The sequence below is a fragment of the Neorhizobium galegae genome (assembly GCF_021391675.1).
Lineage (GTDB): Bacteria > Pseudomonadota > Alphaproteobacteria > Rhizobiales > Rhizobiaceae > Neorhizobium > Neorhizobium galegae_B.
Genome location: NZ_CP090095.1, coordinates 442861 through 458759 on the forward strand (window position 1 = coordinate 442861; position 15899 = coordinate 458759).

Sequence of the window (15899 nt, forward strand, 5' to 3'; positions counted from 1 at the left end):
AGAAAGAAATGTGGCTTCTCCGGCAAAAGAAAAGGTGCAACGCCAAATGCTTGGGCACGAACCGCCCGCGGGACCGTCCCTTAATGCATCATCGAAATAGCCATTCGAAACGTTCTTTTTGCGGGCACATCATCCCCGTTTCCGCTGCCTGGAACTGGTGAAATCGCCGCGCTCTTCCTTTAGAAGAAAAGGATGACCAGTTTGCTCGACAACGATTCGCCCACGAACCTCACCGAGTTTTCGGTGTCGGAACTGTCCGGCTCGATCAAGCGCACGGTAGAGAACGCGTTCGACCATGTGCGCGTGCGCGGCGAGATTTCCGGTTATCGCGGTCAGCATTCCTCGGGCCACGCCTATTTTTCGCTGAAGGACGATCGCGCCCGGATCGACGCCGTGATCTGGAAGGGCAGCTTCCCGCGGATCAAGTTCCGCCCCGAAGAAGGGATGGAAGTGATTGCGACGGGCAAGATCACGACTTTCCCGGGCTCCTCGAAATACCAGATCGTCATCGAGAACCTGGAGCCGGCAGGTGCCGGCGCGCTGATGGCGCTGCTCGAAGAACGTCGGCGCCGGCTTGGGGCTGAGGGCCTGTTCGACCAGAGCCGGAAGCGGCCTCTGCCCTTCCTGCCGCGGGTCATCGGCGTCGTGACCTCGCCGACCGGCGCTGTCATCCGTGATATCCTGCATCGCATCGCCGACCGTTTTCCGATGCATGTCATAGTCTGGCCGGTCAAGGTGCAAGGCGAAGGATCGGGCGACGAGGTGGCGGCCGCGATCCGCGGTTTCAATGCGATGGCGCCCGGCGGGCCGATCAAGCGGCCGGACGTGCTGATCGTCGCGCGCGGCGGAGGCAGTCTCGAGGACCTCTGGAGTTTCAACGACGAGGCGGTCGTGCGTGCCGCGGCGGACAGCGAGATCCCGCTGATCTCGGCCGTCGGTCATGAGACCGACTGGACGCTGATCGACCACGCCGCCGACATCCGTGCGCCCACGCCGACAGGTGCCGCCGAAATGGCGGTGCCGGTCAAGGCGGATCTGGAAGCGCAGGCCGCCAATCTAACCGCCCGCTTGCGCGGCGCCGCCAGCCGCCAGATGGACCAGAGCCGTCAGTCCGTGCGGGCGCTGGTCCGCGCGCTTCCCTCGCTCGACCAGCTGCTTGCCCTGCCGCGCCGTCGTTTTGACGAAGCGGCGGCCGGTCTCGGCCGCGGGCTTGAGCGCACCACGGTGGTCAAACGCCGCAGTTTTGAACGAGCCTCTTCGGGGCTGCGGCTGGAACTGCTGACCAACCGCCTTGCCCAGCAGCGGCAGTTGCTGGCCGACCGGCTGACGCGCGGCGACCGTTGCCTGGAACGGCAATTGCTGAAGGAGAACAACCGCGTTGCCAAGGCCGGCGCTTCGCTTTCGGCGCTCCCGGCAAGATTGCTCGGCCAGTTGCAGCGCGAGCGCCAGCACCTCACGTCGATGGCCCGTCATGCGGATACGGCGATTTCGCACACGCTGATACGCAGCCGTGCGGCAATCACCGCGCAGGATCGCGTTCTGCAATCGCTCTCCTACAAGAACGTGCTGAAACGCGGCTTTGCCGTCGTGCGGGGTGAGGACGACCGGCCGCTGACGCGCGCCGCCGGCATCGGCGAGGGGCAGGGTATCTCCGTGGAATTCGCCGATGGGCGGATTACGGCGGTGACGGGCGAGGGTGGCGATCCTGCGGTTCCGTCCGCCGTGCCGCCTCAGCCCAAGAAGCGACCGGCGAAACCGGAGCCGCCCGGAGGCGCGCCGAAACAGGGCACGCTCTTCTGATGCATGTTCTCCTGGTGCTTGCCCATCCTCTGCCGGACAGTTTTGCGCATTCGGTTGCCCGTTTGGCGCGTGAGACCCTGGAGGCGAACGGCCACACGGTCGATCTGCTCGATCTTTATGCGGAGAGTTTCGATCCGCGGCTGACGGAACGAGAACGGCGCGGTTATTTCGATGTGCCCTACGACACATCGGAGGTGGCGGATCTCGTGGCACGGCTGCAGAAGGCCGAGGCACTGATATTTGTCTTTCCGCAGTGGTGGTTCAACCTGCCGGCGGTGCTGAAGGGTTTCTTCGACCGGGTCTTTGCGCCAGGCGTCGCCTTCCGTCACGACAAGGCGGGTGGGAGGATCGTCCCGCTGCTCACCAACATCCGCCATTTCTGGGTCTTCACGACCACAGGTTCGCCGTGGTGGGTGGTGAAGTTCTACATGGGCGATCCCGTGCGCCGCCAACTCAAGCGCGGCATCGCTGTCTTCTGCAATAGAAAAGCCGAATTCCGCATGCTGGCCCTGCACGACATGGACCGCGCCACGGCAGACAAGCGCGGGCGGCATCTGGAGCGCGTCAAGGCCGCGCTCCGATCCTTGCGGTAGTCAGCGCACCCGCATGCCGGCCTTCTCGTCGAAATGCAGCGGCTTGTCGAATTTCTGAAGTGGCGCCTCCGGCACCGAGCCGATCGTCACGCCGAACTGCCAGTCCGGCGGGCATATGGCGATATAGCGGGCATACCCGCCGACACCGCCGCCGAATTTCGGATAGCCGATTGCCACCAGCGCACCCGTTTCCGGCACCTTGTCGAGGTTCGCTACGCCTTCCGCCTGCGCGAACCCGTTGTGCATCAGCCAGTATTCGCCTTCGAGGTTGGGCGTCGTGTCGGTATCGAGCGGCTCGTGGCCGTGAAACAGGATCTTTCGCTCCAGATGCAGGAATTTCAATGCATCGAGGCTGACGCCGGGAAACGGCTTCGTCGTGGAAAGCGAGGGATCCGGCCATTTCTTGTACCAGCCGGAGCGCACGAACACGACCGAGCCTTCCGGGATCCTGCCGTTCTTCTTCTCGAAATCGGCAATGTCGGAGACCTGCAGGTGGTAGCCGGCATCGGTCTTCACCTTGTCCTCGATATTGACGACGACGAGCGGCCGCACGGCATAGGTGGCTGGAAGTTCGTCGATCGCCGCATATTCCGGCGCCCAGTGGGCCGGCGGATCGAGCTGCGTACCGAGCTGGTCGGTGGCGAGATTGTAGGTGGATGCGGCGAAACCATGCTTCTCATAGGTGAAGGTGTCGCCCTTCTTGGCATAACCTTCCAGATCGACACCGGCCGCGGCCTGACCGAAGGCCGATTTGCCGAAGCCCGCCCATACGGGGATATTCGGTGTGATCGTGTGGGTGAGGTCCACATATTTGGCGCCCTTCAGGGTCTCGTTATAGACCCTCCAGAGGCCGGGCTCCTGGGCGAAGACGCTGGTGACGGGCGCAATGGCGAGAAGCGCCGCGCCGAGCGGTGCAGCCAGACGCATAAGAGAAATGGGCATGCTGTTTCCCTCTTTTCGGATTGTCCTGATCAGGGTGAGCCGACACATCGAGCGTGCCGGCGCGTTCAGTTTCCTGCCGTAAAAGAGGGAAAGTCAACCAATTGGCGAAATCAGGCCCACTCGCCCTTACGCATTACCGGCACCTTCGAGCCGTCGGCGCGCAGGCCGTCGATGTCGACCTTGTCGGAGCCGATCATCCAGTCGATGTGGATCAGGCTCGAATTGCCGCCCTGGGCCTTGATCTGGTCCTGGCTGAGCGATGCACCGTCGAGGAAGCACTTCGAGTAGCACTGGCCGAGTGCGATGTGGCAGGAGGCGTTTTCGTCGAACAGGGTGTTGTAGAACAGGATGCCGCTTTTGGAAATCGGCGAGGAATGCGGCACCAGCGCCACTTCGCCCAGCCGGCGGGCGCCTTCGTCGGTATCGAGCACCTTGTTCAGCACTTCCTCGCCCTTCGAAGCCTTGGCCTCGACGATCCGGCCGCCTTCGAACTTCACCTGGATATTGTCGATCAGCGTGCCCTGGTGGGAGAGCGGCTTGGTGCTGGAGACATGGCCTTCCACCTTCAGCGCATGCGGCGTGGTGAAGACCTCTTCGGTCGGGATGTTCGGGTTGCAGGTAATGCCGTTCTTGGCTGTCGAGGCGCCGCCATGCCATTCGTGGCCGTCGGCAAGCCCGACGGTCAGGTCGGTGCCCGGGCCGGTAAAGTGAAGTGCGGAAAAGCGCTCGCCATTGAGCCATGTCGAGCGCTTCTTGAGATTGCCGTTGTGTTCGGCCCAGGCCGCGATCGGATCGGCGAGATCGACGCGCGAGGCGGCGAAGATCGCGTCCGCCAGCTTGCCGACTGCGACATCTTCCGGAACCTCCGGGAATACCTGGCGGGCCCAGGAGGGGTTGGGATAGGACACGATGTTCCAGTTGATGTCGAAATTGGCGATCTTTTCGAGCGCGGGCTTGTAGGCGATCGAATTGGCCTTGTTGGCGCGCGCCACTTTGGCGGGGTCCTGGCCGGAGAGCATCATCGGGTTGTCGCCGGAGATGGCAAGCCGCGCGGCGCCGTTGGCATAGGCCTTGGCCATGCCCTCGTAGAGCCAGTCCGACGCCTTGTCGAAGCTTGCATCGGGCGCGTATTCATAGCGCGCGAGCGTCGTCTCTTCGTCGGAATAGAAGGTCGAGACGATGCCGGCGCCGGCGATATATGCGTGTTTGGTGAGGAGCCGCACGAGCGGCAGGGCGGCGAGCGGTGCCGTGATCACCAGATCCTGGCCCTTCTCGAGGCGCAAGCCGACCTTGATGGCGACTTCCGCCAGCTTTTCGAGCTTTTGAGGATCGACGACGGTTTGAAAATTCGGCACGATTGTCATGTTAGACCTCACCTGATTTCTGTGATCGACGAGACTTAAAGAGGTTTGGGGCAAAATTGAAGCTGAGGGAACCATGTTCATGAAAACCGCCTTGCTGTGCGCCGTTCTCTTCGGCGTTTCGGCCGCTCCCAGTCTCTCCGCCGACTTTGCGGCGACCATGTTCGATCATCAGGTGGCCATCGCATCCGATGACGATGAGGAGAAACTGACGATCGACGGCAGGCAAGTCCATTCCAACCGGTTCCTGCTGATCGACAATGTCGGTCTGGTCGCAGGTGTGCCGTTCGTCGTGGTGGTAAGTTCGGACGGCGGCAACGCCTGCCCGGGTTCGCCTCTGATCGTCTCGTTCCCGCAGGGCGGGGAGCCGCGCGTCGATGAGCCGATAGACGATTGCCGCGGCGCCGCCTCGATCACCGCGGAGGACGACGACCATCTTCTCCTTGCGACGCAGGCGGTTGCCGGCCAGCCGAGCCTGCGCTGGACGTGGACGCCCGAAAAAGGCTTCGCCGAGGCCGACAAGGTCGCCTTCCAGCCGAACGCGGCGATGGGGTGGGATGACATGAAAAAGGCGGAGCATCCGTCCGACCTCCTCGGCATCGGGCCGATTGCCGAGGCGGCAAACGCGATGCTTGGCGAGCATAGGCAGGAGTTCGAGAGTTCCATCACCGGGCCCGGCAGCGGTGCGTTCAAGAACGGCTTCTACATCGGCGAAGCCTGCACGCCGCATATGTGTACCGAGGCCGAGGCATTGATCGCCGCCGATAATTCGGCGAGAAAGCTTTATCTCGCCTGGAAGCCCGCGGGTAAGAAGATCATCCTGCGTCCAGCGGTCCGCAGATGGCCGGCACCGGCGCTTGCCGCTCTCAAGCAATGGTCGGCAAAGTGGCCGTGACGGTGGGACAATGCCCGTTCAGCGCTGCAGCGCCGCTCTGACTGCCGCGATGTTGCTGGCATGAACCTCCTCGTAAGGCGCGAAATAGAGCACGGCGCCCGAGGCGACTTCCTCCTCCACGAAGGATTCTAAGGAGGGATCGATATCCTGACCTGCGGCGATTGCGCCCGCCATGTGGCGCAGATAGGCGCGGTTGGCATCGATGAGGTCCGGCCCATAACCGCCTGACGCAATCCGCTCCGCATCGCCATGGGCCGGCAGGATTTTTGCGATCGGCCAGGAGGCCATCCGGGCGAGTTCGGCGATATGCGTGCCGATCTCGGCGGCTTCCGAAATATAGGTGACGGTGTCTTCCAGGGTGTCGCCGGCGAGCAGAAGCCGTTCGTCCGGCATCCAGACCACGTTGCCGTCGGCGCTGTGGATTGCGAAATGGTGGAGTTCGATCCGGCGGGTGCCGACCGTCAGCTCCAGCCGGCCGTCGAACAGGGTGGTCGGCATGACGAGCGGTGAGATCGGCGGGTTGGCGCTCTCGATCTTCTCTCGGTTTTCTTTCAGCGTCTCGGCCGTCAGCGTTAGCGCGATGATTTCGCAATCGGAAAAGATCGCGTTTCCGGCAATGTGATCCTTGTGCCAGTGACTGAGCACGACGCGGATCGTCGTAACGCCGAGCCGCTCCAGATGGGTGCGGATCGCCTTGGCGTGGTCGAGCGAGATATGCGTGTCATAGACCAGCGCCTCGCCGTGATCAACGATCGCATAGGAGGCGACGCCGAGCGAATAGGCACCGTCGTCCAGCCAGTTCGCGGTTTTCGCATGCAGCCGTTTGCCAGGCACCCGCCCATCGTAATAGGCAAAGATGCCCGGATAGGGCTCGAGAATTCGAAGGGTCGAGGTCATTTCACTCATGATCGCATTCACGCCACCAGCGGCGCGGCGACCGCCTTCAGTGCATCGCGGGCCGCCTTCGGGTCCAGCCGCAGCTGCAATCCGCGCTGGCCGCCATTGATGAAGACATGCGGTTCGTCGAGCGCGGTGATCTCGATCGCGGTCGGCACGAGCTTTTTCTGACCGAAGGGGCTGATGCCGCCGACATGATAGCCGGTCGCCCGCTCCGCATCGGCGGGCTTCATCATGCTTGCCGACTTGCCGCCGAATGCGGCCGCGAGCTTCTTCATCGAAACCTCGTGGTCCGACGGCACCACGACGCAGACCGCCTTGCCGTCTACCTCCGCCATCAGCGTCTTCAAGACACGACGCGGCTCCTCGCCGATCGCCTCCGCCGCCTGCATCCCGATCCGGTCCGCATTCGGATCGTATTCGTAGGTGACTGAGGCAAAGGCGATGCCTGCCTTTTCGAGCATCTGGGTAGCACGGGTTGTCTTGGACATGGATGAATCCTGGTTTCAGATACCGGCAAAAGCCTCTTCATAAACCTCCGGCTTGAAACCGACGATCAGCTTTCCGTCCGCTTCCAGCACCGGCCGCTTGATCATCGAAGGCTGGGCAAGCATCAGGGTGACCGCCTTCTCGCGATCGAGGTCTGTCTTGTCGGCGTCATCGATTTTCTTGAACGTGGTGCCGGCCCGGTTGAGCACGATCTCCCAGCCGGCGCGGTCCGTCCAGCTATCGAGATGAGCACGGTCGATGCCCTCGGCCTTGTAGTCGTGAAAGGTGTAGGTGATGCCCTTGCGGGCGAGCCAGTCGCGCGCCTTTTTCATCGTGTCGCAGTTCTTGATGCCGTAGATCGTGATTGCCATCGAAGCCTCTTCATTCGGGCTCGACCGATACCAAGGGCACCCCTTGCCGTGCAAGCCTTTCGGCGTGGTTAACGGTTGTTATGTGACAGTTGCATGGCTCCCCTGTTCCGTTGTGCATTGCACAAAAACAGCACAGGCATCATATTTTAGCAGAACGAAAAAGGAGAGTTTCACATGTCCGTACAGAAAAAAATTCGTGGCAGCGCCATTGGCCGCGCCTTTGCAGTTATGAGCGCCGCAATCTCGGTTTCGGCTGCCGTGGAAAACCATCGCCGCCCGAGCAACCGCGACCTGACCACCCTCGGCATCGACCCGAAGGCTTTCGATCGTCTCGGCTGATCAGTCTTTCCCGGCCTTGCCTGGCTGGGGAGGGGCTTTGCATCTCAGCCTTAAGTATAAAGCTTTGCGGAGCACTCGCGGAAACTGTCCGTTAACCATGCCATCCTATATTCTCCTAATATTCCGGGAGGTGTGGATTTGGTCGGGCAGGTTGTCAGGGAAGAAGCGCCGTCGGGCCCTGTGTCTGTCGACGGCGAGGTGTTGAAGCGGTCCGTCGCCAAACTGGCGAACGAGGCTTCCGCGCTCGGCCTCCATCTGGTCGATATTGCCGGTGCTATCCAGGATACGGCTGCGCAATCCTCCGCACATGCAACATTGCTTGGCCGCCTGACGCAGTCCGCTCAATCGATCGCGGACGCCAACGGCCACGTTGCCCGCTCCCTTCAGGAATCCGACAAGCTGACTGCGAACGCGCGCAAGGTGCTCGGCGAGCAGGCTGAACAGCTTTCCGGCTCGATCACTGCGATCGATCACATGGTGCATGCGTCCCAGGAAATCGGCGCCGAGATCAAGCTGTTTTCCACGGCGCTCGGAGACGTTGGGCGTTTGGCAGATGCGATCGGCATGATCGCCCGGCAGACGAACCTTCTGGCATTGAATGCCGCGATCGAAGCGGCGCGTGCGGGCGAAGCCGGCAAGGGTTTTGCTGTGGTCGCCGCGGAGGTACGCGCGCTGTCGCTGCAAACCTCCCAGACCACGAGTTCGATCCAGGCCACGCTCGACCAGTTGAACAGCCGCATCGACAAGCTGGTAACGGCCGGCGAAGGCGCCAGCCAGTCGGCCGAGGGCGTCAAGACGACCGCGATGAAGGTTCAGGGGTCATTCAAGGGCGTCGAAGGCGTCATGACTCAGATCCTCGACAAGGCGTCCTCGCTCGCCGGAACGACCGAAACGGTGGACCGGCAATGCGGCGAATTTGCCTCGTCGATTGCTTCCGCGGCAAGCGCGATCCTGAAATCCAATGACCAGTTGCAGCAGACCTCGTCCCGCGTCGGAGAGGTGGTGACGATTTCCGAGCGGATGATCCAGACGACGGCGAGCGCCGGCATCGAGACCCCGGACACTCCCCATATCCGCGCCGTCATGGCCTATGCCGCCGAGGTTTCCTCCGCCTTCGAGGCAGGTATAAAATCCGGCCGCATCGATCTTGGCGCATTGTTCGACCGGCAATATGTTGCGATCCCCGGTAGCGATCCTGTCCAGTACATGACGCGCTTTACGGAGTTCACCGATACCGTGCTGCCGCCTATCCAGGAACGGGCGGCCGAAAGCGACGCGCAGGTCGCGTTCTGCGCCGCCATAGATGAAAACGGTTACCTGCCGACCCACAACCGAAAATTCTCGCAGCGCCAGCGTCCGGGCGACGTGACCTGGAATACCGCCAACTGCCGCAATCGACGCATCTTCAACGACCGCGTGGGCTTGGCGGCGGGCCGCAACAAGGAGCCTTTTCTGCTGCAGACCTACCGCCGCGACATGGGCGGCGGTGAATTTGTGCTGATGAAGGACATTTCCGCCCCGATCACCATCAACGGGCGCCATTGGGGCGGTCTGCGTCTCGCTATCAAGGTTTGATATCGGGAGGCGGCGTCGGTCATCCCGCGTAGGCCGCGTCCAGCGCTGCAATATCGATCTTCTTCATCGAGAACATGGCCTGCATGACGCGATAGGCGCGGGCGCTATCGCTGTCCGTCAGCATTTTCGGCATCCTGGTGTAATTGACCTGCCAGACCAGCCCGAAACGATCCGTCAGCCAGCCGCAAGGCTGTTGCTGGCCGCCCTCGACGAGCTTATCGTAATAGTGGTCGATCTCGTCCTGCGTCTCGCAATGGACAAGGAAGGAAACCGCGCCGTTGAACTTCGCCCAAGGTCCGCCGTTGATCGCCGCGAAATTCTGCCCCTCGAGCTCGAAGCCCATCGCCATCACCGAACCCTTGAGCCCGGGACCGGCATCGCCAAAACGCGAGACATCGGTGATCCTCGAATCCTCGAATACCGAGATGTAGAAATTGACGGCTTCTTCCGCGTTGTTATCGAACCAGAGATGCGGAACGATCTTATGCTTCTGGATGGCCATTGTTCTCTCCTCAAATGGGCGACCTTCCATAGGACGCTCAGGCGCCCGCCGATCCGACTCGCCTGGCAAAATTCTTTCAGATCATCATGCGGAGCTGTTCCGGCCGTGTCGGATAGGCAGGAGCATTCGGATCGAAGCTCCATCTTCCGAATTCCTCGTGCCGCGTCTCGCCGTAATGGCTGTAGACCAGCATGAACTCGCCGGCGATCCAGGCATAATTCCGCTCGATGGGCATGGGTTCTATGCGCCCGCAGCCATAGATCAGCGTTACATGCGGAGCAGTGTCCGCCATCCAGTAGTTCGGAAGGTTGTGACGGGCGAGAGCGCGGCGCAGCATCTGCGCGAACTGGACGACCACCGGATTGCCCCTGGCGCGATAGAGGGCGAGATGACGCTTGCCTCCGAACAGGGCGCTGCTGTCGAGCGTGACCGGGACAGGTCTCGCCTTGAGGCTGGCTGCGACCATTTTGGTTGCCTCGATAAGCGGCATGGGTGGTTCTTCGAACTGTTCCACGCAGAGCAGGCTCATATGGAGAAGATCGGCGGGATGGGCATCGCGGGTATTCTCGTTCGCGGCGTGGATCATTGCGTCGCCATGCATGACGAGACCGAGGGGAGCCGACGGCTTGAGCACGAACATGAGCTTGCTCTTGCGCCGGGCAGGCGGGGTCGGTTTCGAAAGCCAGCCTTCGCCAAAGGGGAGCGAAGGCTGGCCAGCGTGCTTGCGCAAGCTCATCTTGCTACCGTCATAGTAATGCGACCTCATGCCGTTGAACGAAATCTAGCGGGGCTCCCTGGATGAGTAAAGAACAAATGCGGAACAATTGCAATCATGGTTAATTCGCGAGCCGGTCCGGCAACGGCTTTAGTTGATAGGCCTGCCAGAAAAAGCTGTCGGCGGCAGCCTGATCCTAGGAGAAGTTGCGGGCTTCCTTGATCTTGCCGTCCTCGATGCGGAAGGCGAGCACCCACACCGTATCGACATTGGCGCCGTCACGGTTCGACCAGCCCCGATGCATGTCGATCACCCAGTTTTCGTCGGCCATCAGTGCGATGAGTTCCGCGCGAAAGATCGAACTGGCTGATACCGTCGAGCCAGAGCTCCGACTTCTCGCCCGGCACGGCGAGCGTTGCGCCTCGGTTCTCGAAGGAAATTTTACGGGTCTGAATATCCTCCGCGAGGGCGGCGGAGGTCATCACCGCGATGCAGAAGGTTGAAACAGCTGTGGCTTTCATTGCGTTCTCCTGTCTCGTGTCGAACGACGGGAGGTTCGCAGCTTTGCCGCGGCGGCACAGGCGCGGTTCTTGGCGTTCGTTATGCGATTATTGCTTCAATTGGCTCTGAAGGCAGCGGGCGTCGTGCCCGTCTGGCGACGGAAATGCTGGCCGAACCGCGAGACGTCTTCATAACCGACGCGGGCGGCCACGGAGGAGATCGGCAGGCGGGTGGCCTTCAGGAACAGTTTCGCCAGCTCCATCCGTTCATGAATGACATATTGAAGCGGCGATCGGCCGAGCGCCTTGGTAAATGCCCGCACGAAATGAAAACGGCTCATCGCCGCTTCGGCTGCCATGTCTTGCAGCGACAGATTGGCCGCGAGGTTGTCGTGAATGTAGTCGAGTGCGCGGTGCAGGCGTCGGTCGTCGATGCCGACAAGCCTCGGCTGGGCCGGAGCCAGGATCTGGGCGAGGTGTGCCGCGAGCGCCAATTGCATCGTTTCGCGATAGAGCGCCGACGCATGACCGGCGATCGAGACCGTCTGATGCGCAAGCTGCGCCAGCAACGGGTCGAAGGCGCCAACGACAGGCCGGAAGTCCGAATGATGTTCGAAGCCCACATCGGTGAGCAGGTTTTCGGGCACTTCGAGCTTCAGGAAAGACAGCGCCTCGTCGTATTCGCAGATGCCCGTCGCACCGGCCGGCAGGATCCAGCCTTCGCCGGCTTTCAGCGGCACATGTAGCCGTTTGTCAGAGCCGATGGCGATCCGGTGGCGCTCCTGATCGACGAGAAAAAGCCCGAGCGCCAGGCGCGATATCACAAAGCGTCCGCCGCCGGGAGGCGTATGCAGCCTCTCCGCCGTCAATCGCGCTTTTCCAGCCAAAGCTTTTGATCCGCTCATGGGGAAAATTTAAGGAGCGGCTGGAGAAGTTCAACCAACAGTTCTGTGAGAACTTCGCCCTTGCAGGCAAGAAACGGGTTGCATCCCCGGGCCTGAGGCACGATTTTAAGGTCAATCGCAATGCGGAGGTTTCCTCATGACAACGCATCAATACCTGATTTTTCAAACCGCAGCCGGCTTCTGCGGCATCGCCTGGAATGAGGTCGGTATCACTCGTTTCCAACTGCCCACCAAAAGCGCGGATTCGACCGAGAAGCTGTTGCTGCGCCGGCTGCCTGAAGCCGAGCCGGGCACGCCGCCGGCCGAGGTTCTGGAAGCTGTCGACGCCGTGAAGCGTTATTTTGCGGGCGAAGAAGTCGATTTCTCGAAGGTCAGGCTGGATCTCGAAGGTCAGGACGATTTCTTCAAGCAGATTTATGCCGCCGCCCGCCGGATCGGCTGGGGGCACACCACGACCTATGGCGCGATCGCCAAGGAACTCGGTGCCGGTCCTGAGGCCGCTCGCGACGTCGGCCAGGCAATGGCGAAAAACCCCGTGGCGCTGATCATCCCATGCCACCGCGTGCTTGCAGCCGGCGGCAAGATCGGCGGGTTCTCGGCTCCGGGCGGTTCGACTTCGAAGACCCGCATGCTTGAACTCGAAGGCGTGCGCCTGACGCCGCCGGAGCCGGCACAGCAATCCCTGGGGTTCTGAAACATCCTTCCAGGCCCTCTATCGCGGCGGGTACCATGAAGGTCCAAGGAATGGCGATTGCTATGTTCCTGCGAACTTGATCTGCTGGGTCTGTGCCACATGCTTGCCGGCTGGCCAACATGATGCTTCGGTGACCCGCATGTGTATGCGGCGGGCAAGGCGGCGCTGCACGCGTTCGCACGCGGGTGGCTCAACGAACTCAAGGGCAGGAATATCCGGGTGAACGTGCTGCACCGGGGCCGATCGCCACGCCGATGCAGGACCAAGTTCTCACCGAGGAGGCGAAGCGGATGTTCGAATCCCTCATCCCGCGGGAAAAGATGGGTCGTCCTGAGGAAATTGCGGCGGCCACGCTGTTTCTTGCTTCAGACGATTCGAGCTTTGAGCGCGGCTTCGTCGGCATGACGCGGCTGCCGGTTGTACTCGACGACCTTCTGGCGGCGCGTGAAGCGCTGATCAGCGAAATGGTCGGCGTAGCGATCGATATGGAGATAGGAAACCTGTGATCTTGGCATTCTGATCCGCGCTTTCGCATGTCAGGCGTGGCGCGACAGGAACTCGGACACCTTTCCAAGGCAAAGAGTCTTCTCCTCGACATGCGGCATGTGGCTCGAGTTCTCGAACAACACCCATTCGCAGCCCTTGACCCTGTCGACATAGGGCTTGACCACGAGCGGTGTCGCCTCGTCATATCTTCCGGAAATCAGCAGGGTTGGCGCATCGATGAGATGCAGGCGATCCTCGATCGTCCAGTCCTTCATCGTGCCGACAACATGGAATTCGGTCGGGCCGTTCATGTTGCGATAGACGGTGTTGTCCTCGTCCATGATTGCGAAGGTGCGTGCGACTTCCGGCGGCCACGGGGTCACTCGGCAGACATGGCGATCATAGAAGATACGCGATGCCGCGACATATTCGGGGTCGGTGATGGTGCCGGCCTTCTCGTGCTTCAGCAGCGTATCCTGCACATCCTCCGGCAGTTCCTCGCGCAGGCGGTTGGCTTCCGAGACCCAGGTGTGCATGTTGGCTGGCGAATTGGCGATGACAAGCGCCTTCAGGCCCTTTGGCTGGCGCACGGCATGTTCGGCACCGAGCATGCCACCCCAGGACTGGCCGAGAAAGGCGTAACGATCCTGGATGCCGAGATGGGCGAGAAGCGCGTCTAGCTCTTCGAGGAAGAGGGAAGGGGTCCAGAAATCCGGGCCCTTTTCCGGCAGGCGGGTGGAGTTTCCGTTGCCGATCTGGTCGTAATGGATGACGGCTCGCCCGTCGATTTCAGTGATGCCCTTGAAGCTGTCGACATAGTCATGCGTGCAGCCAGGGCCGCCATGGGCAACGACCAGCGGCAGCTTGCCGCTATCGAGCGAGCCCGTGATGCGATACCAGGTCCGGTAGTCGCGAAAGGGTAGAAAGCCTTCCTTGGACGCAATTGCGAGCACGTGCATCTCCATGTCGTGACGAGCGATGGTGAAGCATAGCCCGGCAAAAAACGGTTCGGCAGCTATTACAAGTTATAGGATGGCCACTCTTCCAGCATGCGGTAATGGGTTGCTCGCACAACGGCCTGCGTGCGGTTCCTGGCGCCAAGCTTCTTCGCGGCAGCGTTGAGATGCATGACGACCGTCGGGACCGACCGCTCGATGATGCGGGAGATTTCTTTGGCCGAAAGCCCTTCGGCGGAGAAGCGCAGGCATTCGCGCTCGCGTTCCGTCAGTCGCGCATGGCCGCAGCGAAACACCTGTGCGTCGAACAGCGAATAGGCTGTCTCGTGAAAGACATGAGCGAGAAGGTTGAAATCGGCGATGTAGCGCAGCGCGTGCTGTTCGAATTCCCGGTTTCCGCCGAAACGCACGCCGGTAATGGTCGCATAGTCGCCGCGCGGCATATGGACCGGCACGGTGACGCCGGTCGACATGTCCCGTTCGCTCAGATAACGCGCCACCGGCGCCGTGTCCTCGGTCATGAAGCGGCGGATCAGTGTGTCCGCACTGGTATCATAGTTCCAGAAAAACGGGGTGGAGGTGCGCAGAGCGACCTGCTGGACCGGATCGATGCGGAAATAACCGCGATTGAACCAGTAATCGTGCATGTCGTCTGAAATGTTGCGCAGCTTGAGCAGCGAAGGGATCATGATCGCGCCATCGAGATCGTAGGGCACCGGAGTGTAATCATAGATCAGCGCCTCGAAGCCGATCGCCTTCATCGCCTCGAAGATCTGGTCAATGCGTCCATCCAGCGTCTCATGCGCCGTGAACTGGCTTCTGATCGTGCCGATTTCGTCAATCATTCCCGGCTCCACAGCCCCTTGAGCCTCCGATCCTATCACTTCTTATAGCTGGCGCCCAATAACGTTTGCGGTAAAAATTAGCAGTGCTCAAATATTGAGCAAGTGAAATCTTTGCAGGAGTGTGCAATGTGGCGTGAGATCGAGCCCGATGCTCGACATGAGATCGAAGTCGATGGCCACAAGGTGGTTGCCTACAGTTTTGGCGATGGGCCCGAGACGATCTTCTGCCTCAATGGCGGACCGGGCCTGCCCTGCGACTATCTGCGGGAGTCTCATTCCTGCCTGGCCGACAAGGGTTACCGCGTCGTTGCCTTCGATCAGCTCGGCACCGGCGCCTCCGATCGTCCGACAGACACCTCGCTCTGGACCATCGGCCGTTATGTCGAGGAAACCGAGACGGTTCGCAAGGCGCTTGGGCTTGGCAGGGTGCATATGCTCGGCCATTCGTGGGGTGGCTGGCTGGCGATCGATTATGCACTGACCTATCCGGAAAACCTGCAGACGCTGATCCTTGAAGATACCGTCGCCGACATGCCGCATCTGATCTCGGAGCTGGAACGGCTGCGCGCGGCCCTCGGGCCTGAAACGGTTGCGATGATGCAGAAACACGAGGCGCAGGGCACTTACGACCACCCTGAATATCTGGCAGCCGTCACCATTCTGAACTACCGCCACGTCTGCCGACTGTCTGAATGGCCTTCCCCGGTCAACCGGTCCCTGGGAGACTGGAACATGGGGCCTTACGGCACGATGCAGGGGCCGAACGAGTTCCTCTATATCGGCAACCTGAAGGACTGGAACCGCATTCCCGACTTGCCGCGCATGACAGTGCCGACGCTGATCACCTGCGGCGAACATGACGAGCTGACGCCGGCCTGCGCGATGAAAATGAAGCTCGCCATCCCGAATGCCGAGATCAAGGTCTTCGCCAATGCCAGCCACATGCCCTTTTACGAAAACCCGATGGATTATTACCCGGCGCTTGTCGATTTCCTCGCCAGAAACAGAGCGAACTGATGCATAGACCGGTGAAC

General features: G+C 61.2%; 18 protein-coding genes and 1 pseudogene. 8 read left to right on the forward strand and 11 right to left on the reverse strand.

Annotated features, from left to right (window positions below):
- Nucleotides 1-192: 192 nt before the first annotated feature.
- Both xseA and LZK81_RS02170 read left to right on the forward strand, forming a co-directional pair.
- On the forward strand, nucleotides 193-1800 hold the full coding sequence (xseA, locus tag LZK81_RS02165) for an exodeoxyribonuclease VII large subunit (protein ID WP_046609509.1): 1608 nt from the start codon (nucleotides 193-195) through the stop codon (nucleotides 1798-1800).
- The gene (locus LZK81_RS02170; protein ID WP_233955055.1) at nucleotides 1800-2393 is read left to right on the forward strand and encodes an NAD(P)H-dependent oxidoreductase; all 594 of its coding nucleotides are present in this window, start codon (nucleotides 1800-1802) and stop codon (nucleotides 2391-2393) included. The genes xseA and LZK81_RS02170 overlap by 1 nt, the downstream gene beginning before the upstream one ends.
- Here the strand turns inward: LZK81_RS02170 and LZK81_RS02175 are convergent, their stop codons facing one another.
- Entirely contained in the window at nucleotides 2394-3335 is a 942-nt protein-coding gene (locus tag LZK81_RS02175; protein WP_233955056.1) for a cyclase family protein, read from the reverse strand.
- A gap of 110 nt (nucleotides 3336-3445) precedes the next feature.
- The gene (locus tag LZK81_RS02180; RefSeq protein WP_233955057.1) at nucleotides 3446-4699 is read right to left on the reverse strand and encodes an aminopeptidase; all 1254 of its coding nucleotides are present in this window, start codon (nucleotides 4697-4699) and stop codon (nucleotides 3446-3448) included.
- 79 nt (nucleotides 4700-4778) lie between these two features.
- On the opposite strand from LZK81_RS02180, the gene LZK81_RS02185 reads away from it, so the two are divergent.
- The gene (locus LZK81_RS02185; RefSeq protein WP_233955059.1) at nucleotides 4779-5591 is read left to right on the forward strand and encodes a hypothetical protein; all 813 of its coding nucleotides are present in this window, start codon (nucleotides 4779-4781) and stop codon (nucleotides 5589-5591) included.
- A gap of 18 nt (nucleotides 5592-5609) precedes the next feature.
- Here the strand turns inward: LZK81_RS02185 and LZK81_RS02190 are convergent, their stop codons facing one another.
- From LZK81_RS02190 to LZK81_RS02200, 3 genes are read right to left on the reverse strand one after another with little or no spacing between them, the layout of a single operon-like run.
- Nucleotides 5610-6497, reverse strand: coding sequence for an MBL fold metallo-hydrolase (locus LZK81_RS02190; RefSeq protein WP_233955060.1), 888 nt, complete (start codon nucleotides 6495-6497; stop codon nucleotides 5610-5612).
- Between the two features lie 8 nt (nucleotides 6498-6505).
- Nucleotides 6506-6979 (reverse strand): Cys-tRNA(Pro) deacylase, encoded by a 474-nt coding sequence (ybaK, locus tag LZK81_RS02195; RefSeq protein ID WP_233955061.1) that lies wholly within the window; start codon nucleotides 6977-6979, stop codon nucleotides 6506-6508.
- A gap of 15 nt (nucleotides 6980-6994) precedes the next feature.
- Nucleotides 6995-7348, reverse strand: coding sequence for an ArsC family reductase (locus tag LZK81_RS02200; RefSeq protein WP_233955062.1), 354 nt, complete (start codon nucleotides 7346-7348; stop codon nucleotides 6995-6997).
- A gap of 174 nt (nucleotides 7349-7522) precedes the next feature.
- Here LZK81_RS02200 and LZK81_RS02205 point away from each other — a divergent pair, with 174 nt between their 5' ends.
- Both LZK81_RS02205 and LZK81_RS02210 read left to right on the forward strand, forming a co-directional pair.
- Nucleotides 7523-7687: a hypothetical protein gene (locus LZK81_RS02205; RefSeq protein ID WP_167336294.1), complete on the forward strand. Its 165-nt coding sequence runs from the start codon at nucleotides 7523-7525 to the stop codon at nucleotides 7685-7687.
- Nucleotides 7688-7819: 132 nt separating this feature from the next.
- Nucleotides 7820-9262, forward strand: coding sequence for a methyl-accepting chemotaxis protein (locus LZK81_RS02210; RefSeq protein ID WP_046603031.1), 1443 nt, complete (start codon nucleotides 7820-7822; stop codon nucleotides 9260-9262).
- Nucleotides 9263-9281: 19 nt separating this feature from the next.
- Here LZK81_RS02210 and LZK81_RS02215 read toward each other — a convergent pair whose 3' ends face one another.
- The 4 genes from LZK81_RS02215 to LZK81_RS02230 form a co-directional block, all read right to left on the reverse strand.
- Nucleotides 9282-9764 carry a VOC family protein gene (locus LZK81_RS02215; RefSeq protein ID WP_233955064.1) on the reverse strand — a complete coding sequence of 161 codons (483 nt, stop codon included), beginning with the start codon at nucleotides 9762-9764 and terminating at the stop codon, nucleotides 9282-9284.
- Nucleotides 9765-9840: 76 nt separating this feature from the next.
- The gene (locus tag LZK81_RS02220; protein ID WP_233955065.1) at nucleotides 9841-10500 is read right to left on the reverse strand and encodes a 2'-5' RNA ligase family protein; all 660 of its coding nucleotides are present in this window, start codon (nucleotides 10498-10500) and stop codon (nucleotides 9841-9843) included.
- A gap of 257 nt (nucleotides 10501-10757) precedes the next feature.
- Nucleotides 10758-11000, reverse strand: coding sequence for a hypothetical protein (locus LZK81_RS02225; protein WP_233955066.1), 243 nt, complete (start codon nucleotides 10998-11000; stop codon nucleotides 10758-10760).
- Between the two features lie 95 nt (nucleotides 11001-11095).
- The gene (locus LZK81_RS02230; RefSeq protein ID WP_233955067.1) at nucleotides 11096-11848 is read right to left on the reverse strand and encodes an AraC family transcriptional regulator; all 753 of its coding nucleotides are present in this window, start codon (nucleotides 11846-11848) and stop codon (nucleotides 11096-11098) included.
- A gap of 172 nt (nucleotides 11849-12020) precedes the next feature.
- Here LZK81_RS02230 and LZK81_RS02235 point away from each other — a divergent pair, with 172 nt between their 5' ends.
- Both LZK81_RS02235 and LZK81_RS02240 read left to right on the forward strand, forming a co-directional pair.
- Complete coding sequence (locus LZK81_RS02235; protein WP_233955068.1) at nucleotides 12021-12578, forward strand: methylated-DNA--[protein]-cysteine S-methyltransferase; 558 nt, start codon at nucleotides 12021-12023, stop codon at nucleotides 12576-12578.
- 141 nt (nucleotides 12579-12719) lie between these two features.
- Nucleotides 12720-12970: pseudogene (locus LZK81_RS02240) on the forward strand (SDR family NAD(P)-dependent oxidoreductase); the annotation flags it as partial.
- A gap of 144 nt (nucleotides 12971-13114) precedes the next feature.
- Here the strand turns inward: LZK81_RS02240 and LZK81_RS02245 are convergent.
- The gene (locus LZK81_RS02245; protein ID WP_046625590.1) at nucleotides 13115-14029 is read right to left on the reverse strand and encodes a proline iminopeptidase-family hydrolase; all 915 of its coding nucleotides are present in this window, start codon (nucleotides 14027-14029) and stop codon (nucleotides 13115-13117) included.
- Between the two features lie 53 nt (nucleotides 14030-14082).
- Nucleotides 14083-14865 carry a LuxR family transcriptional regulator gene (locus tag LZK81_RS02250; protein WP_233955069.1) on the reverse strand — a complete coding sequence of 261 codons (783 nt, stop codon included), beginning with the start codon at nucleotides 14863-14865 and terminating at the stop codon, nucleotides 14083-14085.
- Between the two features lie 126 nt (nucleotides 14866-14991).
- On the opposite strand from LZK81_RS02250, the gene LZK81_RS02255 reads away from it, so the two are divergent.
- Complete coding sequence (locus LZK81_RS02255) at nucleotides 14992-15882, forward strand: proline iminopeptidase-family hydrolase (RefSeq protein WP_046603037.1); 891 nt, start codon at nucleotides 14992-14994, stop codon at nucleotides 15880-15882.
- Nucleotides 15883-15899: the final 17 nt, after the last annotated feature.